Below are 24949 nucleotides of genomic sequence, written 5' to 3' on the forward strand. Positions count from 1 at the left end.
TATTCATTCAATCATTATACCTTGAAAATACTGATAACAGGGGGAAACAATGCCAAGGCTTTGAAGCTGATGAAAGCGTTCCCAAGTCATTTTGTGCTACTGGCTGATTATGGTGATGTGCCGGCGATAGTTACTGAAAATTATGCCTTTTCATCGCTGGGGCTACTCAATAAAGATAGCATTGCCCATATCCTATTAAATTTTTGCATCACAGAAGCCATAGATTGTATTATCCCTTTGCATGAGTATGAGGTTTTGCCCCTGGCTAAATCAGCAGTGCTTTTCGGGGAGTATGGAATCCAGGTGCTTTTGCCTAATGCTGATGTAATTACTGACTATTTAACTACAGAAAATATTACTCGTCAGCATTTTGCAGTGTTTATTCATGGTGACTGGATTTTTTCAACCGAAGAGCGCCTTGTTCCTGTAAATGCTTCTTCAAACCTGAATGGGGTTTTTGGCTTTAACAATGCTGATGATTTAAAACTTTTTACAATTTAACATGGATGCAAACCAATACGTTAAAGATAAGCAAATCGTAATTTTTGAATTGGATGATGTGTTATTTCCAGAGAAAGATTATTTACTACAGGTTTATTATCTGTTTGCCCAGTTTATAGAGTACACTGAGCAGAAAAGCGCACAGCCCATTCTCGGGTTTATGCGTAGCGAATATGAAAATAATGGCGCAGAAAAGCTTTTTGAAAAAACAGCAAACCAGTTCGGCATTGATCCAAAATATAAATATAATTTCGACCTCCTGCATCAAAATGCCCGCTTGCCTTTAAAGCTTTTGCTTTATAAAAATATGCTCGAATTTATGCAGGAACTTGTAATAGACCGTAAACAAATCGTTATTGTAACGGCGGGCAACCCTGAGCAACAACTTAATAAAATTAGGCAAACAGAGTGGAATGGGCTGGAGCAATATCTAACCGTATACTTTGTTGAAGAACTTGGTCAATCTAAAGCAGAAATTTTTCAGAACATACTAAACAGCAGTAATTTATCGCCTAACCAGGCGTTGGTTGTTGGTGCAAATAAAATTGATGAGCAACAATCTAAATTAATTAATTTGCCGTATATTGTGTCACTAGAAATTTACAAATAAATATGCTTAGAAAATTTATTTCGCAAAATGCATTTTTATGTGCTTTGCTTATTGTGGTTGGATTTACCGTATCGTGTAAAAAATCGAATAATAATCCTGATGCCAATACAGATGTTGAATCCAATCTGTTGCAAACACCAACCAGCGATCGGACACTACTCACTAAAGACTCCATCTTTCTGTACGCCAAGCAAACGTATTATTGGAACAAGAGCTTGCCTACATACGATAAATTCAATCCAAGAGCTTTTTCATCCAATGAGAAATTGCTGTATGCAATGACTCAGATTGCAATTAATCCGCAAACAAACAAACCATACGAGTATGTAGAGCGTTCAACCTCTCCTAAATATTCTTTTATAGATGATGGCTCTGTGGCTGGACAATTAGGTGGTGTGAATGGTGATTTTGGATTTTCGGTATTTTTTGCAGGAGATAACGATTTAAGGATTAAATATGTGTATGCTGCTTCACCTGCTGCCGGTCAGGGACTAAAAAGAGGCTATCAGATTATAAAAATTAATGGTAATTCAACCATAAATACTAGTGATGCCAGTATTAATTATGTAGTGAATGCGATTTTTGGATCCAGTACTACTGTTGCCTTAACTGTTTTAAAACCTGATCAGACCACTCAGGATGTAACGGTAACTAAGGCTGAATATAATGTTAACCCAATATTATTTAGTAGGACATATACCATCGGTGCTAAAAAAGTTGGGTATATTGTTTTCAACACATTTACAACAAATTCTGCGCCTTTGCTGGATAAGGCTTTTACTCAATTTACTACAGATGGTATTACCGAACTAATTGTAGATTTAAGGTATAATGGTGGTGGATCGGTACAAACATCAGAGGCCTTTGCCAACCTGATTGCACCTTCTACACAAAATGGTAAAGTAATGTATACCACTTACTGGACACAAACCATGCAGGATGATCAAGCTACAATTCTTCAAAACCAGAAGTTTTATGCTAAAGGCAGCGATAATGTTACCCGTTTGTATTCGTATTTCGATTATTCTTATAAACCTACAGTTGCAGCCGGAAACCAGGAGGTTTTTGCTAAACGTGGTTCGCTTAATGCCTTAACAAGGGTTTACTTTATCGTAACAGGGGGAACAGCATCTGCCAGTGAGCTGTTGATTAATAATTTGAAACCTGTAATCGATGTTAAATTGATCGGCAAGAAAACTTATGGCAAACCAGTTGGCTTTTTCTCTATCCGTATTGATAAAAACGACTTATATATTCCACAGTTTGAAACCAAAAATCAATTAAATCAAGGTGGTTACTTCGATGGAATGGCTGTTGATAAAGATATTTTTGATGATGTAACCAAAGATTTTGGAGATACCTCAGAAAATATGCTGGCACAGGCTTTATACTATTCTGCCAATGGAAATTTCTCTGCTTTACTGAAAGACAATGCCATTAGCAGTACCGCACCACTATCTAAAACCCGTGTTGAAGATTTGTCTGGTAAAATGGACCATGAATTTAAAGGAATGGTTGAAACCAGAAAGCTGAAGTTTAAATAATTATTAATGTTTTTTCTGAAAGGGCCAGTTTTGTATCTCAAATCTGGCCCTTTTTATATAGTTACTGCAATATTTGAGTAAATAAGTATTGCTTTTTTTATAAAAAATTGATAAGCTTGTTTAACATTAATCGTTAAAGAGACTCATGCCAATAGAAATTGTAGAAAAGGAACATATCAGTTATTTAAATATCATCAATGCTAAGGAAGATCACTCCCATGAACTGCAAACCAAACTTGATGAAGCGCAAAGGTTAGGTAATGAATTTAAATCAAAAGCCGTCATTACTTTTAATACAACCATCGGCCCTAAACGTGTTGATACCACCGTTTGGGCAGTAACAGAGAAATATATACAGCTAAAAAACAATATTCATATTCCGTTAAAAAGTTTAATTGACATTGATTTTTAAGCTTGCTTTAAGGAAATAAATCATCCCGAATTTATTTAACCTTATTACATTATGAGCACGCTACATAAAATTGCCTTAACCTTTATTAAATCTATTGGACCGGTAACGGCCAAAAACCTTCTTGCCTATTGTGGAAGTGCTGAGCAAATATTTTCGGCAAATAAAAAGCAGCTTTTGCAGATTCCAGGCATTGGAGAAAAAACAATTGAAGCCATTCGTGGTACCGATGCCCTGATCAGGGCCAGGCAAGAATTGGATTTTATTGAAAAACACGGGATAGAAGTATTGTTTTTTTCAGACAAGAGATATCCTAAAAGGTTAAAGAATTGTATCGATTCGCCCATCCTGCTTTATTCCAAAGGTACAGTTGATTTTAATCAGCAGCGTATCATCAGCGTTGTTGGAACCCGCAATGCAACAAGTTATGGAAAAAATCTCTGTAAGGAATTGTGCGAAGTTTTAGCGCCATATCATGTTTTAATTGTTAGTGGCCTGGCTTATGGCATTGATGTAACCACCCATAAAGAATGCCTTGCAAATCATATTCCTACTGTTGGGGTACTTGGTCATGGTTTAGACCGGATGTATCCAAAAATTCATAAAACAGTTGCTCAGAAAATGGTTTTGAATGGAGGCCTGCTCACTGAATTTCCAATCCTGACCAATCCTGACCGGCCTAATTTTCCACAAAGAAACCGGATTATTGCCGGCATTGCAGATGTTACCGTGGTTGTTGAAGCGTCAATAAAAGGTGGAGCCCTGATTACCGCAGAAATCGCAAACTCTTATAATAAGGATGTGTATGCTTTTCCGGGTAGAACAAATGACGTTTTTTCAGAAGGGTGTAATTTCCTGATCAAGACCAATAGGGCCGGATTAATCACGAATGCTAATGACCTGATTTATTACCTGGGCTGGGATGATGAGGTAAAGGTAAAGCATCATGTTCAACAAACCACCTTACAACTAAGCCTTACGCCTAATGAGCAACGGGTTATTAGCGCCTTACAAAATGGTCAGCTTTCTATAGATGAACTTTGCACAAACTTGAATATTCAGCAAAGTAAACTGGCCATTGTAATCCTCACCTTAGAGATGCAGGGTGTTATTGTTTCGTTACCAGGGAAAATTTACAAGTTGGTGTAATGGGTCTAGATATTAGATTTCTCTATTCCGTTTCACTACAGTCGAAACGAATCTACTTTCGAAATTGCATTTTACCCAATAATCAATCTATATTGCCTATCATAATTATAGATTATGCAATTAAATTCTTTTTAATTTTGATTATCAAAATTATGTTTCAAATAAAATATAGTTTGTAAAATACTTAATGCCATTGCTTAATTTTGTGATATGTGGTACAATAATATTTTAGAAACGATTGGCAATACGCCATTAGTTAAATTAAATACAATAACAAAAGGAGTTCCTGGAACAATTCTGGCGAAAATAGAGACTACTAATCCTGGTAATTCAATTAAAGACCGGATGGCGGTTAAAATGATTGAGGATGCCGAGAAAAGTGGTAAATTAAAACCAGGTGGTACAATTATAGAAGGAACATCAGGTAATACAGGTATGGGCCTGGCTATGGCAGCCATTATTAAGGGTTACAAATGTATTTTTACTACAACTGATAAACAATCAAAAGAAAAGGTTGATGCTTTACGTGCTTTTGGAGCCGAGGTAATCGTTTGTCCCACAAACGTTGAACCGGAAGATCCCCGTTCATATTATTCGGTTTCTTCGCGTTTAGAACGCGAGGTTCCAAATTCATGGAAACCTAATCAATATGATAATTTAGCCAACTCACAGGCGCATTATGAGCAAACCGGTCCTGAGATATGGGCACAAACAGAAGGTAAAATTACACACCTGGTAGTTGGTGTAGGTACAGGCGGAACCATTTCCGGAACGGGGAAATATCTGAAAGAAAAAAATCCGGATATTAAAATCTGGGGAATTGATACCTATGGCTCAGTTTTCAAAAAATATAAAGAAACAGGTATATTTGATAAGGATGAAATCTATCCTTACATCACAGAAGGTATCGGCGAAGATTTCCTTCCGGCAAACGTAAATTTTGATGTAATCGACCTATTCGAAAAGGTTACCGATAAAGATGCTGCTTTAATGACACGCGATATTGCACGCAAAGAGGGTATTTTCGTAGGTAACTCAGCTGGTGCTGCTATTGGTGGATTAATTCAGTTAAAAGATAAACTGAAGCCGGAAGATGTGGTTGTAGTCATTTTTCATGATCACGGCAGTCGTTATATGGGTAAAATGTATAATGAAGACTGGTTACGTGAACGTGGATTTTTACAGGACGAAAAATTAACTGCCAAATCTATTCTGGCTAAAAAAGAAAACACAGAGATTGTAACACTTGATGCTCAGAAATCAGTGCTCGAAGCTATCAATACCATTAAGTCGATGAATATTTCTCAAATTCCGGTAACTCAGCAAGGAATGATTGTAGGTAAAATTGCTGAAAGTGATATTTTATCTGCCTTGCTTGAAAATCCAGGATTAAAATCAGCTCCGATTTCTGAAATTATGACGGCTACTTTCCCATTTGTAGATTTGAATACGTCGATTGATAAAATTTCTTCGTTGATTAATAAAGAAAACTCAGCAGTTTTAGTGGAAGATGAATCTGGAAAGATTGAGATCATCACTCAGTACGATATTATTAATGCGATATCAGGGTAAGTGGATGTAAGATGGATGATGTAAGATGGATGGTGTAAGATGGGAAATGTGAAATGGGTGATGGTGTAATTCCTACGATCGTCCTCCTGAACTTGTTTCAGGATCTTTCAAGGAGTTATCCCTTTCGATACGTCCTTTCGAGTGGAGTGCAACGGAACCGAGAAATCTGTCAAGTTAGAATCTCTCCATTTCGCTGCGCTTCAGTCGAGATGACGAAAAACCATAAAAAACGTCCGGTAATTATTCCCGGACGTTTTTCTTTATGTTATTTTCGGTTTGGGTTTTACCTTAAACCCTCCACCTTCAAACCTTCTACCTTAGTGACTTGGCGCATCAGCATTTACACGCTTAATTTGCGCACCTAATGCACGTAAACGGGTATCGATATCCTGATAACCACGTTCAATCTGTTCGATGTTATAAATGGTCGATTTACCTTCAGCAGATAAAGCTGCAATTAACAATGAAACTCCGGCCCTGATATCAGGAGAAGTCATACTGATTCCGCGAAGTTTATATTTCTTATCAATACCATTAACGGTTGCACGGTGCGGATCGCAAAGGATGATTTGTGCACCCATGTCAATCAGTTTATCCACGAAGAACAAACGGCTCTCGAACATTTTCTGGTGAATGAGTACGTTTCCTTTTGCCTGTGTAGCCACAACCAAAACAATACTCAATAAATCAGGCGTGAAACCTGGCCATGGCGAATCGGCAATGGTTAAAATCGAACCATCAATAAAGGTGTCAATTTCGTAGTGTTTTTGCGATGGTACGTAAATGTCATCGCCACGACGCTCTAGTTTGATCCCTAGTTTTTTGAAAACCTCTGGTATTACGCCAAGCTCATCGTAACAAACATCTTTAATGGTAATTTCCGATTCTGTCATTGCGGCCATACCAATGAAAGAGCCAATTTCGATCATATCAGGCAGCATTCTGTGCTCGGTTCCACCCAATACTTTAACACCTTCAATAGTAAGCAGGTTTGAGCCTATGCCTGAAATTTTTGCGCCCATGCGGTTAAGCATCTTACAAAGTTGTTGTAAATAGGGTTCGCAGGCTGCATTGTAAATGGTAGTGGTACCTTTAGCTAAAACAGCGGCCATTACAATGTTTGCTGTTCCGGTTACCGATGCTTCATCTAATAGAATATAAGCACCTTGTAAATTGGTGGCATCAACGTTAAAGAAAGCCTTTTTGCTATCGTAAACGAATTTTGCACCTAGTTTTTCGAAACCAATAAAGTGGGTATCCAATCTTCTGCGACCAATTTTATCACCACCTGGTTTCGGGATTGCTGCTTTGCCAAAACGTGCCAATAATGGTCCTACAATCATAATCGAACCACGTAAACCACCACCTTTAGCTTTAAAAGTATCAGATTCAAAGAAATTTAAATCGATATTTTTGGCTTCGAAGGTATAGGTGTCTTTATTAATGCGTTCAACAGTAACGCCCAAATCGCCCAATAACTCGATCAGTTTGTTTACGTCTTTAATATCAGGGATATTGCTGATGGTAACTTTTTCTTCAGTAAGCAATACTGCAGATAAAATCTGTAATGCTTCGTTTTTGGCACCTTGGGGAGTGATTTCGCCTTTTAATTTAATTCCGCCTGTTATTTCAAATGCGTTCATATTTTTTTGTATTTAGTATCAGGTATCAAGTACTGATGTCGGTTTTTAACCTTCCATCTTATGCCTTTTACCCTTCACCCTTAATATTTAGGTTTATTGTTGTTGTTACGCTGACGATTATTGTTGTTATTATTGTTCTGACGGTTTTTACCGTTGTTGTTATTATTGTTGCTTCTGCCCCGGTTATTGTTATTATTGCTTTGACGAGGATTTTGCGCTCTAAATTCTACCTTCGCCAGGTTAACACCTTCATCAAGTGATAACAATCCGCCAGAAAGATATTTTAGATCTTTAATAATGGTATCATCGCTTACATTATCCTTATTCCAGGTAACATAAGCCATTTTCATAAAGTTTGCGATGCTCTGAACCATTGCCTTCTTAATTTCGGCATTTTCTTCGCGCATGGCTTTTTCGATCAGATTTTCAACCGTTTTACCATAGTGTTTATAGGTAATTCTTTGCTGAGGATAGGCCAGTGGCGCTGGTTTAATGTAAGCATTTTCAATTAATGGCTTAGGGTAAGGACTGTCTACATCAATCTGATAGCCAGAAATAATGTGTAAGTGATCCCAAAGTTTATGCTTAAAATCGGCTACATCACGCAAATGTGGTTGCAAAAAACCCATCAGGTCGATTACCGCCTGGGCATATTTATTACGTTCTTCAATGGTGGGTAATTCGCAGATATACTTCACCATATTTTGTACGTTACGGCCATATTCAGATAAAATTAAATGGCTACGCGTAGTATTATAATCAAAATTCATGTACAGATAAATTAATGGATAAATTTTCTGGCGATACGAATTATGAAATAACCAGAGGAGTTTAGGTTATGAATTCACCGAAATGTCTATTGCCAGATTTTCGTTTTATATATTCAAAGGTAATAAAATTATTTAATTTGTGATAGGCTTATCTAAATTGTGATAATTTTTAAGTGGGGCGATCATCTATCGTCCTCGTTTGTAACGAGGATGCAAGAGAATAGCGATTCTATCGCTTCTATGCACTTAATTTGCATTACAAATGCGTCTCTCACTAATCCCCGTTGCAACGAAAACTATTTAAAGATTATTTAATTTGTAGTATGCTTATCTAAATTGTGATAATTTAAGTGTTGCGATTTTTTTTGAAAATGTTCGTTCAGTAGTTCTTGGCTTCTTTAGCCCCGCTGTCCCTGCTGCCGAAGAAAAATCGGCATTCGTTCCCATCGGGTTTATTTAACTCTGGATTGTGCTTATCGAGAAAACATTTCTAGCGCCAATGAGCTAAAGTCATTTTAAGTATTTATGCATTTGGCTAAAGCCAATGAGTTAATGCAAACTTCCAATAATTTCCGTGTAAATCGGTGTTTCCGTGGCAATTAATTAACTGGCTACTTACCTTAATAATCTTAATCCCTTAATGGTAAAAAGCCTTAAACCTCGTCACTATTCTTAGGGTAATCAAAAAACACCAATTCTCCCGTTCCTTTGCTTACCATCTGCCACGAATCAAAAGGAAAAGAAATTAATACCATGCCCGCTGTTGGAATGTTGTAAATGTCGGCGTCGCATAACTCGTTCGCAAAATCAGTAAAACCAGGATTATGACCAAACATCACTACATTTTCAGCATCATCATCCAAGCCATTAACCACTTTAAGCAAAGCTGAGGTATTGGCCTCGTAAATAGATTCTTCGAATTGGATCTGATCGATTTGGTAAGCTTCAGCGAAAAATTTAGCTGTAGATTTGGCTCTTTTTGCCGGGCTACTAACAATCAAGTCTATTTTAAAACCTTTATTAATCAGTCTCTCGGCCATTTCAGGAGCATTTTCTTTGCCACGTTTGTTCAACGGTCTGTCGAAATCTTTTAAATCTAAATTTCCCCAATCCGATTTGCCATGGCGGACCAGAAGTAATTGCTTAGCCATCTAATTTCTCTTTAATTTTATTTACAATTGTTTCAGGATGAATTAAATCTATACAGTTTTCAACACCGCAAAGGCAGGGTTTGTTTCCATAAATAGAATTCGGTCTCGAAGGATGATCAACCTGGATACAATCACTTTCCAATTGTCCGTATCCCAAAAAGCCTGCGTAAGGATGTGTTGGCCCCCAAATGGATACCACAGGTACACCTACAAGTGATGCCATATGCATGCCTGATGAATCCATGCTCAACATTACATCTAAATTAGAGATAATGGCCAACTCTTCCGTTAAGTTAAAATTACCAATTAAATTATGGGTGTTTTTACGCTTTTCAGCCCATTTTTCAGCTATTTCCTGTTCTTCTTTACCACCTCCAAAAACCAGTATCTTGTAGCCGAGATCACTTAACGCAACAATTACTTCTTCCATTTTTTCTAAAGCATATACTTTATAAATATGTTGTGCGAAAGGAGAGATGCCGATTTTTTTTTTGGTTTTATCACTAAATAAAGCTTCGGCTTTTTTAGGTAGCGCCTGTGCTGATTTATTGATTTGGTGACTGAGTTTAATGTTGCAACCCAATTCGCGGAAAACATCAGCATAACGCTCAACTGTTTGACGCAGAGGTTTGAAAACTTTATTGTGCTGGCGAGTCAACGCTTTTTTCTCTGCCCTTCCTTTATTTATCCGCTTAATTTTTATTCCTGTTAAACGAAAAAAAGTAGAAATAGCCCGGCTTCTTAAATTGTCATGTAAATCGGCTATAGCATCTGGTTTATAGCTCCGAAGCTCCTGATAGAGTTTATACAGGCCGTCAATTCCCTTGTGAATGGTTTTAGGCTGGATAGGGTGGAAGATCAGCTTTGGGATGCCCTCAAAAAATGGTTTAAAAGCAGGTCTGCTTACCATGATGATTTCTGCAGATGGGTTTTGCTCTGAAAATTCTCGTAAAACGGAGGCTACCATGGCCACATCGCCCATTGCCGAAAAGCGTAAAACGATAATTTTTTGGGTTGCGGCCATATTTTCCAAGTAGTTCGTCATTGCGAGGCACGAAGCAATCTTAAAGCTATGGGTTTGAATAGCGAAAGTAGTAGGATTGCTTCGTGCCTCGCAATGACGATTTGAACTGTTATGCTTTATTATACAATACCGGATTCAAACTCGGGTCGTTATACATTTTCATTTGCTTGTACACTTTCATGTATTTTTTACCAGCTTCAATATCAGCCAATAATTCGTCAATACTGGTTGATAGATCGTCGCGTTGGGATAACAATACATTTAATTTAGTCTGGCATTGTGCACGGTGCTCAGCCGATGCACTTTCGCGTTCAGCTTCTTCCTGCATGTGGTAAATTTTTAGTGCCAATATAGAAAGCCTGTCTATTGCCCATGCCGGACTTTCTGTGTTGATTTTTGCTTCTGGTAAAGCTGCAATTCCCTGGTAAAGGTTTAAGAAATAACCATCAATAAACTCCACCATATCAGTACGCACCTGGTTTTGTGCATCAATGCGTCTTTTCCAGCTCAAGCCTTCAACAGGATCAATCTGTGGATTACGCACTACATCTTCCATATGCCACTGTGCCGTATCGATCCAGTTTTTAACGTAAAAGAGATGCTCTAAACTTTCGGCATCATACGGGTTTTCAACCGGATGGTCAATATCATCAAACTTGTGGTAGTCTGTAATTACCTGATTAAATATGCGGTTGGCAATTTCACTTATCATGGGGGCAAAGATATTAAAAGATTGAATAGATTGATTTTTTTCCTGACGGGATGATTACACAGATTATAAGATTACACAGATCTCTTCATAAAATTTAAAACAGGTTAATTTATAGTATGTTTTCCGCTAACCGCTAACCGCTAACCGCTAACCGCTAACCGCTAACCGCTAACCGCTAACCGCTAACCGTTCTTATTATCAAAATATGCCGTTATCTCTTCTAAAGAAAAAGCATTTAAACATTTATCGGCACTTAGGCCACCTTTGCGAGCCACTAAAATACCGTAATGCATATCATGGAAACCTTCGGTACGGTGGGCATCTGGATTAACAGAAAGTAACACGCCTTTTTCCAAAGCATAACGGTGCCAGCGCCAGTCTAAATCCAAACGTAAAGGATTGGCATTAATTTCGATCACCACTTTGTTTGCGGCGCAGGCGTCAATAATTTTTTTATAATCGATAGGGTATCCGGCTCTGCTTAACAATAAACGGCCAGTTGGGTGGCCTAAAATGGTAGTATATGGATTTTCAATTGCTTTTAACAAACGCGCTGTAGCTTTGGCTTCATCCATACGGAGATTACTGTGTACAGAGGCCACTACAAAATTGAATGTTTTTAGAATATCATCTGAATAATCGAGCGATCCATCACTTAAAATATCACTCTCAATACCTTTGAAAATTTTGAAAGGCGCGAGTTGTTTATTGAGCTCGTCAATTTCCTGGTGCTGGCCGAAAACACGCTGCTCATTCAAACCTTTTGCATAAACTGCGGTTTTAGAGTGGTCGCAGATTCCTAAATATTGAAGATTTAAGTGCTCTTTGCAATATACGGCCATCTGCTCTAAAGTATGCACACCATCGCTCCAGGTAGAGTGGTTGTGCAAACTGCCTTTTAAATCTTCGTATTGGATCAGCGTTGGAAGTTTATTTGCTTTGGCCAGTTCTATTTCATCAAAATCTTCGCGTAGTTCGGGTTCGATAAAAGCTAATCCGGCCTTGCTGTAAATTTCTTCTTCATTTGCGAAAGGTCCATCGCCGGCTAAAGCCAACACTTTTTCAACATGTTCGGTATTTCCGGTTAATGTAAACCACTGTAAATAAAAAGCCGATTTTTCAACGACATGTATTTTTATCCTAAAGCCAGCTTCAGTAGTACAGATAAATGAGTTTTCAGCTTCGATAAGCGAAAGCGGTTCAAAAGCAGGTAAGTTTTGTTTAAGGGTACCAATTTGTTCAGCACCGATCACAATTTCCAGTTCGTCGATAATTTCGCATGCCCTGCGGTATTGACCACCGAAACCCAAAAGTGCATTGTTATCAATATTTGCAGTCCAATCAGCAAGTTGAGTAAATAAAGTTTTGGCAAAACCTTCCACCTGTGCATATAAAAACCGTCCGTTGGCTGCCAGTTTAAACTCAATGGCATTTTTAATTTCTTCCTGTGTTTTTAAACCAAAACCTTTAGCCTCAATTAAACGATTTTCGTTGCAGGCATAATACAATTCACCTATACTTTCTATACCTAAGGTACGCCAGATAATGAATATCTTTTTCGGTCCGATGCCCTTTATGGCCAGCATTTCTACCACACCTTCTGGTGTTTTCTCCAGAATTTCGTTAAGTTCTTTTAATTCTCCTGTTTGGAGAAGTTCTATGATTTTGGAAGCCAGCCCTTTACCAATACCTTCAATTTTGTCCAGTTCATCTAAAGGTTTGTCTTTTAATGCAAAGGGCAGTTTATCTACTTTAAAATAGGCATTTGCTACTGATTTAATCTTGAAAGGATTTTCTTCATGCAATTCCATAAGCTGCGATAAGAGGCGTAAGGTGCGGGCGATGGTCTTATTTTCCATAAGGGGTAAAATTAGGAAATAATGCCTCAAATCCTTAAGAGCCCACAAATTAAAACACAATTTTTATTAATTGTTGTTTTACACTCATGAAAAATATAAAATATGCCTTTTTGGGATTAAGTATAAGTTTGGCAGCATGCCAATCTGCCAATAAAAATGATCAGCACAAAACGGATTCAGTAAGTAACCTAAAACCGGCCACAACACAGGTTATGGATGAACGGTTCCTAGTTGTAGCCGGTAAATCCATTGGCGAAATTTCTTTAGGCGAAAATATGGAAGAGGTAGGAGAAAAACTTGGAAGACCTGATGCTGGCGATGCCGCAATGGGAAAAGCCTGGGGGATTTGGTACAGTAACGATTCGACAGGAAAGCATCCTAACGAAATTGCGGTATATTCCTCTTACCGGGATACCAGTATGCTTGTAAAGGATGTAAAACAGATCCGGATTACCGCTAATAAGTTTAAAACAAAAGATGGTTTGGCAACAGGTACTACCCTTGAAGACACAAAACAGAAATTTCCTGCTATTGAAAAACTTTCTTCTTATTTAAATGAAGATAAAGATACGGTTACGGTTTATGATGCCAAAAAAGATGGGATTGGCTTTGAATTTTTAAAAGGGAAAAGCATTTCTTTAACGGTACATCCGGTAAATACTTCGGTTAACGCTACTTACCTTACTTTACACCCGGAGTGGAAATCGGTTAATTAGGGGGAGATGTAAGATGTAAGAGGTAGGATGGAAAATGGATAATGGGCTTTTTAGCTCATGGTTTGATAGTTCATGGTTAATTGTTTAGTATGTTATACCAACGTGGCTATTAACCATTTAACTATGAACCATCAACCCTTTTATGCGAATTCTAGCCTTCCATCATCCATCTTACATAATTCCCTATTTAATAACTGCTTCAAATGGCATACGGGCCTGAATTCCAGAACTAGCAATTACCTTTTTCATTTGTTGGTAAAGCATATAATTATCGCCAAGTTCCTGTTTGGTATAGTACGTTTTAACTCTGTCTGTACCTTCATCCATTAGCGATTTCCATGGGTCAATTACATCCGGGTATTCTACAACCTTATAATTCTTTATTTTAGCTTTTTTAGCAGCTGCTTTAATGGCATCATTAAAACTTCCAATTCTATCAGCCAGGCCAATTTGAACAGCATCAGTTCCAATCCAAACATGGCCACCGCCAATGCTATCAATATAGGCTTTACTTTTCTTTCTGCCATCGGCCACACGGCTTACAAAACCGCTATAAATTCTGTTTAATTCATTCTGGATGATGAATCTTTCACCTGCAGTCATAGGGCGGTTGGTAGCCATAATATCAGCATATTTACCCGTTTTAACACCGTCAAATGTAATTCCGAGTTTATTGGTCATTAAATTCTGGAAGTTCGGAATGATCCCAAATACACCGATAGAACCGGTAATGGTATTCGGTTGTACAAAAATACTGTCGGCAGCGCAACCAATATAATAACCGCCTGATGCGGCCACATCGCCAAAGGATGCGATAACCGGCTTTTCCTTTCTGGTAAGCACAACCTCTCTCCAGATCACGTCTGAAGCTAAAGCGCTACCTCCGGGAGAGTTTACACGCAGTACAACCGCTTTAATGTCGTCATCTAAACGAGCCTTTCTGATCGCTCTGGAAATACGCTCTGAACCGATTTGGTTATCAGAACCTTCTCCTCCGTTAATTTCACCATTGGCATAAATTACGGCAACTTTATCTTTTCCCTCTCCTGTATCGCTATTGTTTTTGGCATAATCGTTAATCGAAACTGCACGAATATTCTCTCCTCTGGTTCTGCCAGACAACCCTTTTAATTCCTCTAAAATCTGATCTTTGTACTTTAAAGCATCAATCATTTTAAAGTTTACTGCATCCTGTGGCTGCTGCACTTTGTAATTATCAGCAATGTTATACAGACTATCTTTTTGGATATTTCTGCTTTGCGCAATATCGGTTAAGAAAGTATTGTATAAACCACCAACATAAGCGGTAACCTGTTTACGGTTATAATCGCTCATTTTATCCAGAATAAATGGCTCAACTGCACTTTTGTAATTTCCTACACGGATAACCTGCATTTCTACACCAACTTTTTCTAATGTTCCTTTAAAGAAAGTTAATTCAGAGCTAAATCCTTTGAATTCTAGCGCTCCTTCTGGATTTAAATATACTTTATCAGCAACAGAAGCCAAATAATAAGCACCCTGGGTATATACTTCGCTGTAGGCGATAATTTTTTTATGTGATTTTTTAAAATCAATCAGTGCATTTCTCACCTCACGCAAAGTTGCATATCCGGCATTCGGACTGCTCACATTCAGGTAAATACATTTGATATTATCATCTGTTTTGGCTTTTTGCAGCGCTTTTAAGAAGTCGTTTAAGCCTATAGCTTCTTTTTCTTCACCTCCAACAATTGGCAGGTTTCCGAATGGATTTTTAGGTGTACGCTCGGTAATGGCTTGATCCAAATTTAAAAATAGTACCGAATTGTTCGATACCACAACTGTTTTGTCGCTATCAATTGAAGATATTAAACCCACTACAACTACGAAGCAGATAATAAATACAATTACTATCGATAAGAAAAAGCCCAACATAGAGGCAAATAAATACTTAAAGAATTCTCTCATTTAAATGTTTTAATTTTGTACTGTAAAGATATAAAAATACATGATGCTTAATCAAGCTTTAGAGTACAGTACGGCTTATTTGTTACTGGGTGGAAATTTAGGTAACAGGGAGGCAAATTTGAAAAAGGCCATCGAACTATTGAACGATAAAATTGGTAAGGTAATAGCCAGCTCATCTCTTTACGAAACGGCAGCGTGGGGCAAAACTGACCAACCTGCATTTTTAAACCAGGCAATAGCTTTACAAACTAATTTAAGTGCTTTGGAAGTTTTAGATCTTGCATTAGGTATTGAGCAGGAACTGGGCAGGGTGAGGAAAGATAAATGGGGGGAGCGCTTAATTGATATCGATCTGATCCTTTTTGGAGATCAAACCATCAATATTCCTGATAAACTTCAGGTACCTCACCCTCATATGCAGAGCCGGAAATTTGTGATGGAACCTCTGGCTGAGATTGCCCCCGACGTTGTACATCCTGTACTGGGGGAAACGATTTTGTCTATCTGTCGCAATATTGACGATCCGCTTGAGGTTAAAAAGCTTTGATGCAATAGATTTTATTGCACAAGGAGTTGAGAAAGGTAATATGAACATTCTTACCTTATCAAAGCTGTTAAGTTAAGTGATTGTCAGTCAGAGCATAGTCGAAGGCCTCTAACGCTTTATAAATCAAAAAGATAGATGTCCTTAGATTACTTTGCCATTGACAGCCTTTAATAGGATGGTCGTCATTCCCTCTCAGGCTTTTCGTGTGGACGCATCAACCTAGCCTTTATTTGTTTTTAGTAGATATTCCTAAGGCGATCGTCATGCTGAATTTATTTTACAAGTAGAAATAGTGTTTTCAATCGCCTTGTAGCTACTACGTGGTCAGCATCTTTCCTGCTTAATAACAAGCTTTTATATCTTAAAAATTATAGTTTGAAGATAAGTGTTGTTTTTTTTTCCGCACTATGCCTTATCATGTCGACACAATTGAATAAAACATTCTTCTATCGCTCTATGCCGCGGGGCATGGTACTTTGGAGCGCCAAAGTACCCAAAGCGCTTCGTCAATCCAGCAATGAGCCTTTTGCACAATCCTATGCGCATCAAAAAAACAGCGGCACTTCGTTTTGTGTTCGACATTTTTTCAAAAAATTTAAATCATCGTTATGAACACAAAACCACTGCGTTTCAGGTTTGTTAGTGCCAATTTACCTGAAATGCACCTGTTTTTTTGATTTCCCAGGCTCTTGGGATTGACAGCGTCCTTGGTTAAAATCCGTGCTTTATTAAAGTTGGTTAGCAAAACGCCTAAAATACTTAAAAGAAGATGTGTAGTCATTCTCGCGCAGGCGGGAATCTTAATGCAACATAAAAAAAACTGCTAAGGCATTACGATTATTCATAAGTTTTCCTTTATTCAATGGCATTCATGAGCACTCCGTGGTTCCCAATCAAGCCAATAGCTATCGGCTTGGGAATGACGATTCCATAAGAAATTATCCCTTAGGGTAATTTACTTGGAGTTGCTCCCCTAAAATGCAGAAAAGACAAAGCAATATATAATACCAATACAAAAGGTATGGCCGCAAATTTTAGAAAGGCAATTAATACTGCCGATAGGATGAGGAAAATAAATTTAATTTTGTTTTTCTCCCAGCTTAGATTGCTGAATTTTAAAGAGAATATTTTTATTTCGCTCACCAATAAAAAGCTTGTTATTGCCGTAATAGCAATCAGCAACATACTGGAGGCAATAATCTGTGGATAATCGTGCGCAATAAAAGGTAAAGAGCAGATAAATAAAGTATTCATTGGGGTGTTTAAACCGATAAAGTCTTCTGTTTGCCTTGCATCGTTGTTGAATTTTGCCAGTCGAAGCGCCGAAAAAACAGTAATGATAAAGCCGAAATAGGGTAGGTATTCAGATGAATAATCGCTTGCCTTTAACAGGTGAAACATAATTACCCCGGGTAAAAACCCAAAACTTACCATATCTGCCAAAGAGTCAAGATCTTTGCCAATTGCCGATTTTACATTTAATAAACGGGCAACCATGCCGTCAAAAAAATCGAATATTCCAGATAAAATAACGAAATAAGCTGCGGTTTCTAAATTGCCTTTAAATGCAAAAACGATTCCGATACAACCTGAAAAAAGGTTTGCACAGGTAATCGCATTAGGGAGATGCTTTTTCATGAGGTATAGGGTATAAGGTTTAAGGTGTAAGGTTTAGGCATCCAAATATGAACCTTAAGCCTTACACCTTTTACCTTCCAGCCTTAAACTAGCTGTTCATCGAAATTAAGAACTCTTCGTTACTTTTTGTTCCTTTTATTTGAGATTGAACAAATTCCATTGCTTCCTGGCTGTTCATATCAGCAAGGTGGTTACGTAAAATCCATACACGTTGCAAGATATCTCTGTCTAACAATAAATCATCGCGACGGGTACTTGATGCCGTAATATCAATTGCAGGGAAGATCCGTTTGTTAGATAATTTACGGTCTAACTGAAGCTCCATGTTACCGGTTCCTTTAAATTCTTCAAAGATCACTTCGTCCATTTTAGAGCCTGTATCGGTTAGTGCAGTAGCTAGAATAGTTAGTGAACCACCATTCTCTATATTACGTGCCGCACCGAAGAAACGTTTTGGTTTGTGTAATGCATTTGCATCCACACCACCCGATAATATTTTACCAGATGCAGGTGCTGTCGTATTATAAGCTCTGGCCAAACGGGTAATCGAATCTAAAAGGATTACTACATCATGTCCGCTTTCTACCAAACGTTTTGCTTTTTCTAAAACAATGTTGGCAATTTTAACGTGGCGCTCAGCCGGCTCATCAAAAGTTGAGGCAATTACCTCAGCCCTTACACTACGTGCCATATCGGTAACCTCTTCCGGGCGCTCATCAATTAATAAGATAATTAAATAAACTTCAGGGTGGTTTTTAGCAATTGCGTTAGCCACTTCTTTCAATAAATTGGTTTTACCCGTTTTAGGTTGTGCTACAATTAAACCACGCTGACCTTTACCAATTGGCGTAAATAAATCCATAATACGGGTAGAGTAATTGCTGTTATCCGTAAATAAATTTAATTTTTCTGTTGGGAAAAGCGGTGTTAAATAATCAAAAGGAACACGGTCGCGAACCTCCGCAGGGATTCTGCCGTTAATGGTTTCTACACGAACCAAAGGGAAGTATTTTTCGCCTTCTTTTGGCGGACGGATGCTACCTTTTACCGTATCACCTGTTTTCAAGCCAAAAAGTTTTATTTGAGACTGAGATACGTAAATATCATCAGGAGAAGTTAAGTAGTTGTAATCTGCCGAACGCAAGAAACCATAACCATCAGGCATAATTTCCAAAACACCCTCATTTGTAATTACGTTATCGAAATCTAAGTTAGAATAACTGTTTTCGTTTTTGTGGTGATTGCCACCGCTTGGTTGTTTTTGCTGGCGATTTTCGTCACGCTGCGGTTTTTCCTGCTTTTCTTTAGGCTCTTGTTTTTGTTTTGGAGCAACCGGAAGCACTTCTGCACTTTCTTCTATTAAAGCTGAGATTGGCTTTACACTTTCTTCTCCTTCAACAATCCTGTCAGGCTGTCTTTCCGGCTGTTGTTGGTGTTGAGGTTCGTCAAATAATGTTACCGCATCTCTTCTTCTTTCAACCGGCGCTGCAGGCTCATCTTTCGTTAACCTTGCTCTTTTTTTAACAGGCTTGTCGGCTGTAGTAGCTGCAGGCTTATCAGCTACCACTGTAGAAGCGGCGGCTGCCGCTGCAGCAGCAACTTTTGGTACTTTTGCAGCTTTGGTTTTAGGCGCAGGAGTAGCTGCAACAGGTTCGGTTTCGCTATAAGGGTCTGCACCAGCTTTAGCGGCATTTATAATTTCTTGCTGGTGTAAAAGTACTTCAACAAGGTCGATTTTTCTTAGGGAGTCGGCACCTTCAATGCCATAGCTTTTTGCTAGCTCACGTAATTCTGTTGTGAGCTTATCATTTAATTCTGTTTTACTAAACATTCTAAATATATATGTTTCAAGAAATTTTTCATTTGTTTATAACGGATGTTTTCTGTTATAAATTTGCACAGGCTTAAAAAATATTTGTGTTAATGTAAGCCCGGCTTTTCATTGTGCATAAGTTCTTAAGGCTATAAAACTAAATGAGTTGGTTATTGGATGTACTCAAATGTTTCATATATTGTTTATAAGCTGAATACAAAGCGACAATCGCTTTCAAAAATGGTAACAAAAAACAAGTCTTGATAAATTTTTCTGGGATATTCAGATAAACGGTTGAGAAATTATGGTGCAATTGTATGTATTTGAAACGTAATCTGCAAGCAAAAGTTTAAAATGTTTATAAAAATAATTAATGTGCGCATTATTTTGTCGCTCAGAAAACTTAAAAATCTTCATATTTGCAGCAAATAAGCCCATATATGACAAAGCAGCAACTTTTCGAGCAGATACAAAAAAAACGTTCATTTTTATGTGTCGGATTAGATTCTTCGTTAGATAAGATACCACAGCACCTGTTGAAATACGAAAATCCGATTCTGGAATTCAATAAACAAATTATTGATGCCACAAAAGATTTGTGTGTAGCTTATAAACCCAATACTGCTTTTTATGAATGTTATGGCAAAAAAGGATGGGAAAGCTTAATTGAAACCTGGAAATATATTCCACAGGATATTTTTTCTATTGCTGATGCTAAACGCGGCGACATTGGAAATACTTCTGCCATGTATGCCGAAACCTTTTTTAACGCTGCATCGTCTGATATGAGTTTCGATTCGGTTACCGTTGCACCTTATATGGGTAGCGATTCGGTAACACCGTTTTTAACTTTTAAAGATAAATGGGTAATTCTATTGGCTTTAACCTCGAATGCGGGGCATGCCGATTTTCAATTGCAGGAAATTGGAGCAGACAGGCTCTTCGAAAAAGTGATTAAAACCTCACAAACCTGGGCAACAGATGAGCAGATGATGTATGTAGTTGGGGCTACACGCGGTGCGGCATTTGGCGATGTACGTAAACTGGCACCAGATCACTTTCTTTTAGTACCAGGGGTTGGTGCACAGGGTGGAGATTTAAATGAAGTGTGTAAATATGGGTTAAACTCACAATGCGGATTATTGATCAATTCATCAAGGGGGATTATCTATGCCAGCCAGGGAGAAGACTTTGCTGAAAAGGCCAGGGAAGAAGCTTTAAAACTGCAACAGGAAATGGAGCAGATTTTGATTAAAGCAGGGTTGGTATAAAAACTGAATATCGGTTGTTGCTTTGAGAAATAATTTATCGTACACAATTCAATATTAAGAGACTGTTTAAAATTAAGTAAAATTTATTTCGTACGTCAGTCTGAGCGTAGTCGAAGACAATTTTTTATAGTTAAGAGAAGCAATCGACTTCGCTACCATTGACGTTGTTTTATAAATAATTATTAATCAGCATTTTAACTGCTTTCGCATTTCCATCCAGCTAGGCCATAGTAAGGTATCCCCGTTCTACTTAAATCCGGCCTAACAAATTTTTCGGGCTGCACCGTCCAAGCCAACCTACTAACTTCAAAAGAAAACGGCGTAGCCCTCATGAATGCAACTGAAAGTTATAAACAACAAATGAATAAATTTTCAGCCGGTGTTTTTTGTTTCTTTTTGACAGCAAAAAGAAAGAGCCCTTCGGCGGCGGCGAGCCGAGGCAAGACCGCGTGTAGGATAAGAGAAGACAATTTTACGTCACTCATATTGATTTTAAATAATACCCTCAGTGTGACAAACTAGGAGAAGTAATTTAATTGAATAAAATTTAAACAGGCTCTAATAATGTATATAATTGATTATTTTGCCTATAGCTCATCCTTTTTCTTTGTGTAAAAAATTCCTATATTTAATTGTTTATGACCAACCCTTTCGATGATATGGACTTTAAATCGTTACTTGAGCATGTAAAAAACCTTTCAGCTACCGAAAAAAAAGAATTGATGCAGGTTTTAAATCAAGGCCAGCTTCCGGTGGTTAATGAAGAGCAGGTAGCTTATGTAAAGACACCCGCAGCACATACTTCTTTTGATGCGAAGTGGGAGGAAAGTTTATCGGCTTCTGAATTTAAAGCAGCAGCCATTCAGCATATTAATGCCTTGCCTTGGAAATAGTCCGCTTCAATCCCTCGGTTCTGCTTTATCTTAACGAACTGGTTGATGTGCTTTTTTACGAAAACTATTTCAGTATCCGCGAAAGTGCTATAGATTACGTAATCAGATTGATTGATATCGCTGAAAGCAAAATCGTGAAGAAGCAATATTAAAGTGCTCCAAAGGCTATTTCTCAACATGGCAGTTGGCTAATCCATTTTAATATTAGTGAGAAAACAACCTGGTACTTTGTATTCGAAAAAATTGAGAATCGTTATTTGGTTACCTATGTGTTTAACAACTACTCCAAAGAAGCTCAAAATTTAAACGTATAAGTTAGTTGTAGCCAAATAAATTCATTATCTTCAAGGATGAATTTTCCGGAAGATTTTCTTCATTACGTTTGGCAATTCAGGTCGTTCGATTTTAACGATCTGCAAACCACACGTGGCGAAAATCTGAAAATCATAAATCCGGGCTTGCTTAATAAAAACTCTGGTCCCGATTTTTTCCATGCAAAAATCGAAATGGGTAATACCACCTGGGCGGGGAATGTAGAAATTCATTTAAAATCATCTGACTGGTTAAAACACAACCACCAGGTTAATCCTGCATATGAAAATGTAATCTTGCATGTTGTTTACCAGCATGATGCTGAAATAACCAGAATAGATGGAACCATTTTACCGGTTTTAGAACTGAAAAGTCGGATTTCAAAGGATCTGATCAGCAAGTACGAAAACCTGTTCCTCACCCTAACTGATTTTCCTTGCATTGCCCAAATAGGAAGCGTAGATGAGTTAATCGTAGATTCTTTTTTATCAAGAACATTGGTTGAGCGTTTTGAGCAGAAAACAAATGCTGTTACAGAAACCTTAAATGAATTAAACGGGAATTGGGATGAGACTTTCTACCGTTTTATGGCCCGTAATTTTGGATTCAAAATAAACACTCTACCTTTTGAGTTATTTGCCAAGGCAGTTCCACAGCATATTTATGCCAGACATAAAAACAATCCACACCAGATAGAAGCATTGGTTTTTGGTGCTGCGGGATTTTTAAATGATCATTTTGAAGAAGAATACCCCCGAAAGTTAAAAGCCGAATTTCAATTTCTCCAAAAGAAATATAACCTTACACCCATTGATGTTTCTCTGTGGAAATTTATGCGCATGCGTCCGCAAAATTTCCCAACCATTCGTTTGGCGCAATTTGCAGCATTAATAGTCAAAGCTAATCATCTTTTTTCTAAAATTATGGAAATAAAGGATGTGGCTGAACTGCGCACCTTATTTGAAGATTTGCCTGTAAACGATTACTGGAAAACACATTATCATTTTAAAAAGGTAGCTTCCTCCGTAAATATCCAGATCGGAAAAACATCAGTAGACAATATCCTTTTAAATACCGTGGCCCTGTTTTTATTTGCTTATGGAAAACATACGGCAACACAATATTTTATCAGTAGGGCAATTAAACTGTTAGAAAGTTTGCCCGCTGAGCAAAATGCAATTACCGATAAATATACTGAAGCGGGCGTGAAGATGACGAACGCATTTGCCTCTCAGGGAATTTTGCAGCTAAAAAAGCAATATTGCGACGAGAAAAAATGCCTATCTTGCGGTATTGGAATTAAAATTTTAAAACAGGCCTAAGCTTTTCTGCTTTCCGGTAAAACTTTACACCCTATAATCTGTTTCCGTATTATGGAATTTCCACATGAGCTAAAAGAACTATACCCTGGTCAAATTATTGAGGTTAGGGGGAATGCAGATGCCTTAACTGTTATTTTAAACAGAGATGTCGATATCCATCAGTTTAAGGCAGAATTAATCAAAAAGTTTTCAGGATTGGAAGAACAACAAACGCTTTTTATAAAACATGAAGATAAGCAGGATTTTGAAAAATTAATTTTGGAATAAATGCGTTTTGGTTTGCCATTAAAATTTAACCAATTAATTTTCCTAAATTAGATTGCTGAAAGCAAATCATGGTTTCGGACAGTTTTAATTTAGTGTAGTGCAATTAAGATTTTTAAAATAAGCTTAACATGTTCCAGAGAATTATAACTTATTTTGAACAGCAGAGTTTTGGAGTGTCTACCTATTTAGCCAATAAGCTAAATATGAGTACTGCTAAAGTGCGTCTGTTTTTTATTTATTCGTCATTTTTGGCGGTAGGTTTTCCTATACTGTTCTATTTTTTGGCTGCCGTAGTGCTCGATATCAGGACGTATATGAAAAGAATGCGAATGCGAATCTGGGAATAAAATGTAAGAGGTATTATGGATGATGGAAAATGGTTGCCAGATCAGACTTTTGACTAAAGACTCACGACTCCAGACTAATTTAATCATCATCTCTTAAAATTTCGGCAATTTCATTAAAGCCCTTTTCTGCGGCTAAATCTGCCGGGAGTTTTCCGCCTTCCATGCGTAAAGAAACTTCTGCGCCGTGTTCTAACAGTAAAATAATCAATTCAATATTTCCAAGCTGAGCGGCAGTATGTAAAGGGGCTAAGCCTGCTTTCTGGCAAACATTTGGGTAAGCACCCGCATCTAAGAGCATTTTAGTGATATTAAAATTATTGGCTGCAACTGCCGAGTGGATAGGGAATACATTGAAGCCATTTTTTGATGCCAGGTTAACCTCAGCGCCTTTTAAAACCAGAAAGCGGGCCAATTCTTCATGTCCGAAATAGCAGGCTAAACCAAGTGGTGTAAAACCATCTTCAGAAAATTCATTAATACTGGCAGGATTTTGAAAAATCAATAGCGTAGCCGCGTCGAATTTACCAACTGCACAAGCCTCAAACAAGGTTAAATGGTCTACAAATTCAGCAATTAAATCAGCTATTTCTTGTTTTTTGTAATAACAAGCCAGTAATAAGGGCGAAATGTGATGAGAAGTATCAACATTTGCCAATTTTGGATTTTCAATTAAAATTTCTTTTACTGCTTGTAAATTTCCGGCCTCAATGTGTTGTTCAAGTTGCGCTATACCCATCATATTGTTTCAAAAATCGCTTTAAATTAACGAAAATTAAGGAATTGTAAACTTTAATGTCTAAATATATATAGTGTGCAGCAAATTAGCAAAGGTTAGACCTCGCAGGTTTTAAAAAAGGCCATCTGCCAAAAAATCAATAACTAACTGATTTGGGCGTTAACTTTCTATAGACCTCGCAGGTTTTTAAAAC

The 24949-nt window shown here is 37.7% G+C and carries 24 protein-coding genes; 14 read left to right on the forward strand and 10 right to left on the reverse strand.

Features of this window, described 5'->3' with window-relative positions:
- Nucleotides 1–21 precede the first annotated feature (21 nt).
- The 6 genes from KYH19_RS03980 (at nt 22) to KYH19_RS04005 (ending at nt 5785) form a co-directional block, all read left to right on the forward strand.
- Nucleotides 22–501: a hypothetical protein gene (locus KYH19_RS03980; RefSeq protein WP_219077641.1), complete on the forward strand. Its 480-nt coding sequence runs from the start codon at nt 22–24 to the stop codon at nt 499–501.
- 1 nt (nt 502) lies between these two features.
- Complete coding sequence (locus tag KYH19_RS03985; protein WP_219077642.1) at nt 503–1111, forward strand: HAD family hydrolase; 609 nt, start codon at nt 503–505, stop codon at nt 1109–1111.
- A gap of 2 nt (nt 1112–1113) precedes the next feature.
- Complete coding sequence (locus KYH19_RS03990) at nt 1114–2655, forward strand: S41 family peptidase (protein ID WP_219077643.1); 1542 nt, start codon at nt 1114–1116, stop codon at nt 2653–2655.
- 145 nt (nt 2656–2800) lie between these two features.
- Nucleotides 2801–3067 carry a hypothetical protein gene (locus KYH19_RS03995; protein WP_132401083.1) on the forward strand — a complete coding sequence of 89 codons (267 nt, stop codon included), beginning with the start codon at nt 2801–2803 and terminating at the stop codon, nt 3065–3067.
- Between the two features lie 51 nt (nt 3068–3118).
- Nucleotides 3119–4213: a DNA-processing protein DprA gene (gene dprA / locus KYH19_RS04000; RefSeq protein WP_219077644.1), complete on the forward strand. Its 1095-nt coding sequence runs from the start codon at nt 3119–3121 to the stop codon at nt 4211–4213.
- A 210-nt stretch (nt 4214–4423) separates the two neighbouring features.
- Nucleotides 4424–5785 carry a pyridoxal-phosphate dependent enzyme gene (locus KYH19_RS04005; RefSeq protein ID WP_121282780.1) on the forward strand — a complete coding sequence of 454 codons (1362 nt, stop codon included), beginning with the start codon at nt 4424–4426 and terminating at the stop codon, nt 5783–5785.
- A 317-nt stretch (nt 5786–6102) separates the two neighbouring features.
- On the opposite strand, the gene murA is transcribed toward KYH19_RS04005, so the two are convergent.
- The 6 genes from murA to KYH19_RS04035 all read right to left on the reverse strand — a co-directional run bounded on the left by murA (nt 6103) and on the right by KYH19_RS04035 (nt 12944).
- Nucleotides 6103–7428 (reverse strand): UDP-N-acetylglucosamine 1-carboxyvinyltransferase, encoded by a 1326-nt coding sequence (gene murA, locus KYH19_RS04010; protein ID WP_147229901.1) that lies wholly within the window; start codon nt 7426–7428, stop codon nt 6103–6105.
- A gap of 80 nt (nt 7429–7508) precedes the next feature.
- On the reverse strand, nt 7509–8198 hold the full coding sequence (locus KYH19_RS04015) for a DUF4290 domain-containing protein (RefSeq protein WP_132401074.1): 690 nt from the start codon (nt 8196–8198) through the stop codon (nt 7509–7511).
- Nucleotides 8199–8851: 653 nt separating this feature from the next.
- Nucleotides 8852–9349, reverse strand: coding sequence for a histidine phosphatase family protein (locus tag KYH19_RS04020; protein WP_219077645.1), 498 nt, complete (start codon nt 9347–9349; stop codon nt 8852–8854).
- Nucleotides 9342–10394, reverse strand: coding sequence for a glycosyltransferase family 9 protein (locus KYH19_RS04025; protein ID WP_255562543.1), 1053 nt, complete (start codon nt 10392–10394; stop codon nt 9342–9344). Before KYH19_RS04025 ends, KYH19_RS04020 begins: the two co-directional genes overlap by 8 nt.
- 88 nt (nt 10395–10482) lie before the next feature.
- A complete protein-coding gene (locus KYH19_RS04030) occupies nt 10483–11085 on the reverse strand; it encodes a DUF4254 domain-containing protein (RefSeq protein WP_219077646.1) in 603 nt (200 codons plus the stop codon).
- A gap of 182 nt (nt 11086–11267) precedes the next feature.
- A complete protein-coding gene (locus KYH19_RS04035) occupies nt 11268–12944 on the reverse strand; it encodes a DNA polymerase/3'-5' exonuclease PolX (protein ID WP_219077647.1) in 1677 nt (558 codons plus the stop codon).
- 86 nt (nt 12945–13030) lie between these two features.
- Here KYH19_RS04035 and KYH19_RS04040 point away from each other — a divergent pair, with 86 nt between their 5' ends.
- Complete coding sequence (locus KYH19_RS04040; protein ID WP_219077648.1) at nt 13031–13660, forward strand: hypothetical protein; 630 nt, start codon at nt 13031–13033, stop codon at nt 13658–13660.
- A 183-nt stretch (nt 13661–13843) separates the two neighbouring features.
- Here the strand turns inward: KYH19_RS04040 and sppA are convergent, their stop codons facing one another.
- The gene (sppA, locus tag KYH19_RS04045; protein WP_219077649.1) at nt 13844–15610 is read right to left on the reverse strand and encodes a signal peptide peptidase SppA; all 1767 of its coding nucleotides are present in this window, start codon (nt 15608–15610) and stop codon (nt 13844–13846) included.
- Nucleotides 15611–15650: 40 nt separating this feature from the next.
- On the opposite strand from sppA, the gene folK reads away from it, so the two are divergent.
- Nucleotides 15651–16157 (forward strand): 2-amino-4-hydroxy-6-hydroxymethyldihydropteridine diphosphokinase, encoded by a 507-nt coding sequence (gene folK / locus KYH19_RS04050; RefSeq protein ID WP_219077650.1) that lies wholly within the window; start codon nt 15651–15653, stop codon nt 16155–16157.
- A gap of 945 nt (nt 16158–17102) precedes the next feature.
- Here the strand turns inward: folK and pssA are convergent.
- Complete coding sequence (gene pssA, locus KYH19_RS04055; RefSeq protein ID WP_219077651.1) at nt 17103–17795, reverse strand: CDP-diacylglycerol--serine O-phosphatidyltransferase; 693 nt, start codon at nt 17793–17795, stop codon at nt 17103–17105.
- A gap of 88 nt (nt 17796–17883) precedes the next feature.
- Complete coding sequence (gene rho / locus KYH19_RS04060) at nt 17884–19626, reverse strand: transcription termination factor Rho (protein WP_219077652.1); 1743 nt, start codon at nt 19624–19626, stop codon at nt 17884–17886.
- A gap of 422 nt (nt 19627–20048) precedes the next feature.
- Between rho and pyrF the strand changes: the two genes are divergently transcribed.
- The 6 genes from pyrF to KYH19_RS04090 all read left to right on the forward strand — a co-directional run bounded on the left by pyrF (nt 20049) and on the right by KYH19_RS04090 (nt 24020).
- A complete protein-coding gene (pyrF, locus tag KYH19_RS04065) occupies nt 20049–20879 on the forward strand; it encodes an orotidine-5'-phosphate decarboxylase (protein WP_219077653.1) in 831 nt (276 codons plus the stop codon).
- A 638-nt stretch (nt 20880–21517) separates the two neighbouring features.
- Nucleotides 21518–21772, forward strand: a complete 255-nt coding sequence (locus KYH19_RS04070; protein WP_219077654.1) for a hypothetical protein — start codon at nt 21518–21520, stop codon at nt 21770–21772.
- Complete coding sequence (locus KYH19_RS04075; protein WP_219077655.1) at nt 21763–21924, forward strand: hypothetical protein; 162 nt, start codon at nt 21763–21765, stop codon at nt 21922–21924. Before KYH19_RS04070 ends, KYH19_RS04075 begins: the two co-directional genes overlap by 10 nt.
- 198 nt (nt 21925–22122) lie before the next feature.
- Nucleotides 22123–23406, forward strand: coding sequence for a DUF2851 family protein (locus KYH19_RS04080; RefSeq protein ID WP_219077656.1), 1284 nt, complete (start codon nt 22123–22125; stop codon nt 23404–23406).
- Nucleotides 23407–23457: 51 nt separating this feature from the next.
- The gene (locus tag KYH19_RS04085; protein ID WP_132401039.1) at nt 23458–23673 is read left to right on the forward strand and encodes a hypothetical protein; all 216 of its coding nucleotides are present in this window, start codon (nt 23458–23460) and stop codon (nt 23671–23673) included.
- A gap of 128 nt (nt 23674–23801) precedes the next feature.
- Nucleotides 23802–24020: a PspC family transcriptional regulator gene (locus KYH19_RS04090; RefSeq protein WP_132401036.1), complete on the forward strand. Its 219-nt coding sequence runs from the start codon at nt 23802–23804 to the stop codon at nt 24018–24020.
- A 79-nt stretch (nt 24021–24099) separates the two neighbouring features.
- On the opposite strand, the gene KYH19_RS04095 is transcribed toward KYH19_RS04090, so the two are convergent.
- Nucleotides 24100–24759, reverse strand: coding sequence for an ankyrin repeat domain-containing protein (locus KYH19_RS04095; protein ID WP_370630283.1), 660 nt, complete (start codon nt 24757–24759; stop codon nt 24100–24102).
- Nucleotides 24760–24949 lie beyond the last annotated feature (190 nt).

The organism is Pedobacter sp. D749 (assembly GCF_019317285.1).
Lineage (GTDB): Bacteria > Bacteroidota > Bacteroidia > Sphingobacteriales > Sphingobacteriaceae > Pedobacter.

Coding starts and splice junctions, on each gene's coding strand:
- KYH19_RS04025 (WP_255562543.1), bottom strand. CDS start 10,394: ATGACGAACTACTTGGAAAATATGGCCGCAACCCAAAAAATTATCGTT.
- KYH19_RS04035 (WP_219077647.1), bottom strand. CDS start 12,944: ATGGAAAATAAGACCATCGCCCGCACCTTACGCCTCTTATCGCAGCTT.
- dprA (WP_219077644.1), top strand. CDS start 3,119: ATGAGCACGCTACATAAAATTGCCTTAACCTTTATTAAATCTATTGGA.
- KYH19_RS04005 (WP_121282780.1), top strand. CDS start 4,424: ATGTGGTACAATAATATTTTAGAAACGATTGGCAATACGCCATTAGTT.
- KYH19_RS04020 (WP_219077645.1), bottom strand. CDS start 9,349: ATGGCTAAGCAATTACTTCTGGTCCGCCATGGCAAATCGGATTGGGGA.
- KYH19_RS04070 (WP_219077654.1), top strand. CDS start 21,518: ATGACCAACCCTTTCGATGATATGGACTTTAAATCGTTACTTGAGCAT.
- KYH19_RS04015 (WP_132401074.1), bottom strand. CDS start 8,198: ATGAATTTTGATTATAATACTACGCGTAGCCATTTAATTTTATCTGAA.
- KYH19_RS04080 (WP_219077656.1), top strand. CDS start 22,123: ATGAATTTTCCGGAAGATTTTCTTCATTACGTTTGGCAATTCAGGTCG.
- rho (WP_219077652.1), bottom strand. CDS start 19,626: ATGTTTAGTAAAACAGAATTAAATGATAAGCTCACAACAGAATTACGT.
- pyrF (WP_219077653.1), top strand. CDS start 20,049: ATGACAAAGCAGCAACTTTTCGAGCAGATACAAAAAAAACGTTCATTT.
- folK (WP_219077650.1), top strand. CDS start 15,651: ATGATGCTTAATCAAGCTTTAGAGTACAGTACGGCTTATTTGTTACTG.
- KYH19_RS04040 (WP_219077648.1), top strand. CDS start 13,031: ATGAAAAATATAAAATATGCCTTTTTGGGATTAAGTATAAGTTTGGCA.
- KYH19_RS03995 (WP_132401083.1), top strand. CDS start 2,801: ATGCCAATAGAAATTGTAGAAAAGGAACATATCAGTTATTTAAATATC.
- KYH19_RS04090 (WP_132401036.1), top strand. CDS start 23,802: ATGTTCCAGAGAATTATAACTTATTTTGAACAGCAGAGTTTTGGAGTG.
- KYH19_RS04085 (WP_132401039.1), top strand. CDS start 23,458: ATGGAATTTCCACATGAGCTAAAAGAACTATACCCTGGTCAAATTATT.
- KYH19_RS03990 (WP_219077643.1), top strand. CDS start 1,114: ATGCTTAGAAAATTTATTTCGCAAAATGCATTTTTATGTGCTTTGCTT.
- KYH19_RS04095 (WP_370630283.1), bottom strand. CDS start 24,759: ATGATGGGTATAGCGCAACTTGAACAACACATTGAGGCCGGAAATTTA.
- sppA (WP_219077649.1), bottom strand. CDS start 15,610: ATGAGAGAATTCTTTAAGTATTTATTTGCCTCTATGTTGGGCTTTTTC.
- KYH19_RS03985 (WP_219077642.1), top strand. CDS start 503: ATGGATGCAAACCAATACGTTAAAGATAAGCAAATCGTAATTTTTGAA.
- murA (WP_147229901.1), bottom strand. CDS start 7,428: ATGAACGCATTTGAAATAACAGGCGGAATTAAATTAAAAGGCGAAATC.
- KYH19_RS04030 (WP_219077646.1), bottom strand. CDS start 11,085: ATGATAAGTGAAATTGCCAACCGCATATTTAATCAGGTAATTACAGAC.
- pssA (WP_219077651.1), bottom strand. CDS start 17,795: ATGAAAAAGCATCTCCCTAATGCGATTACCTGTGCAAACCTTTTTTCA.